This is a genomic window from Moorena sp. SIO4E2 (genome assembly GCF_010671945.1).
In the GTDB taxonomy this organism is placed as follows: domain Bacteria; phylum Cyanobacteriota; class Cyanobacteriia; order Cyanobacteriales; family Coleofasciculaceae; genus Moorena; species Moorena producens.
Window position 1 is genome coordinate 1 of sequence record NZ_JAAHIE010001172.1, and the last position, 1531, is coordinate 1531.

The following is a 1531-nucleotide window of genomic DNA, read 5'->3' on the forward strand; positions in this document are numbered from 1 at the left end:
TCGCCTGTCACTATTTACCCTTCAGGTAACTTTTATACAATGATGTCGAGCCTTTATTCGTTACATCTTGTTAAGAGTTTAAGATTTTTTGATGTCTGATTGCAACGGCAGATCAGAACTGGCTTGCCATGGCAAGCCTGTGGATTGGCTCCACGTTGGTGCTGGAAGCCTCTTGGTTGCTTACCTCCTGCTCAAGACACAGGTCAGCTGTTTACTCCAGCTAATTTCTCTAGCCGTTGGCAGTTAAGTAACATTTCTTATCAAACCTACACTCACAGCTACAGGCTGATAATACCCCAGGCCGATAAGGCGATCGCAATTGTTCCCCCAAGTACAACTACAGCCCCTGCCTTAGTGAGTACTCCTGCTACCAAGCGCACTGAGGCAGGAGGATAATAAGTTTTGAAACCAATTGGTTGGTATTTGAAGTAACCCAGCTGTTGCAGTTGGGTGCGGTACTCTTCCGCATAACGAGGCATGCGGGCAAAGGGTAGATCGCCTTGAGTACGCTGGGGTATGATCCGCCGCCGCTGATAAGGCACGGTGTGATCACCAAAGTTTTCCAGGTACTCGTCGCTATCGAGCAGAGCATCAATAAAGTTTTGTAACCCATTAGTAGCTAAAACTATTGACCAGGCTAACTTCTCCCGCTCACTGTAGACATCACGGCCCAAGATGCGTTGTACACACATCTGGACAAAACGGTAGTTGTTATTGGTCTGATAATTGCGCTGCCAAAAAGGTTCAGATGTTGCTAGACCACGAATGAAGTCACGCACCGTGATTTGACCAAATCTCAGCTGCGATTCTAAAAAGCTTTGGCGGTTGCTTTTTAGAATCTGTTGTTCATTAAAAATTTGACTATAGGCTGCCCTAATCAACTCATCCATTTCCGATGGAGACAGCAGATTCGCTGTACTGTATAGTTTAGGCTGCTCATCTCCGGGCACCTCATATCCAGCGACGCGCTGATTTTGGGTTGAGGGAGGATACTCTAGCAAAGGAATTGTCATTAATCACCTCTATGATCGTAAACCTTAGTCATAATCACAGATTAGGGGATTAGCTTCATACAATCCTAACTTTTTTTACGTTTCTTAATTAAAAGAAATGATTCGTTATTTTAGCGACCTATGAAGTATTAAGTATTAAGCATGAAGTATTAAGTATTAAGTAAACTGTCTCCCATTTAAACAACATTTTATTGATGCAAAGCGCGAGTGGGGAGCGGCTGCATCAAGACAAGGATTTGAGATTTATAATAAAAATGTGTTTCTGACTACTGTTGCGCTTTGGCGCGATCTCGGGTAATAGCGAGGCTAAGATCTTGCACGTTTGATTAAAGGCTCTAAATACAATTTAGGACTATCGAGTCAGGAGCTTTGAGTCATGATAGATGGAATCAAGATAAATTCTTGACCAGTTAATTGGTAATTAATCAGAGTTTTATCATAAGCAGTCAGCCACAAGCAGTCAGCCACAAGCCTTTAGCTGATAGCTGAACGCGCACGCGTGCGCGTAGCGCTAATCA

General features: G+C 43.6%; 2 protein-coding genes. One reads left to right on the forward strand and one right to left on the reverse strand.

The window, feature by feature from the left end:
• Positions 1–91 precede the first annotated feature (91 nt).
• Entirely contained in the window at positions 92–247 is a 156-nt protein-coding gene (locus F6K37_RS41850; RefSeq protein WP_287257150.1) for a hypothetical protein, read from the forward strand.
• A gap of 31 nt (positions 248–278) precedes the next feature.
• Here F6K37_RS41850 and F6K37_RS41855 read toward each other — a convergent pair whose 3' ends face one another.
• Positions 279–1013, reverse strand: a complete 735-nt coding sequence (locus tag F6K37_RS41855) for a phycobilisome rod-core linker polypeptide (RefSeq protein ID WP_287257151.1) — start codon at positions 1011–1013, stop codon at positions 279–281.
• Positions 1014–1531 lie beyond the last annotated feature (518 nt).

Coding starts and splice junctions, on each gene's coding strand:
- F6K37_RS41850 (WP_287257150.1), top strand. CDS start 92: ATGTCTGATTGCAACGGCAGATCAGAACTGGCTTGCCATGGCAAGCCT.
- F6K37_RS41855 (WP_287257151.1), bottom strand. CDS start 1,013: ATGACAATTCCTTTGCTAGAGTATCCTCCCTCAACCCAAAATCAGCGC.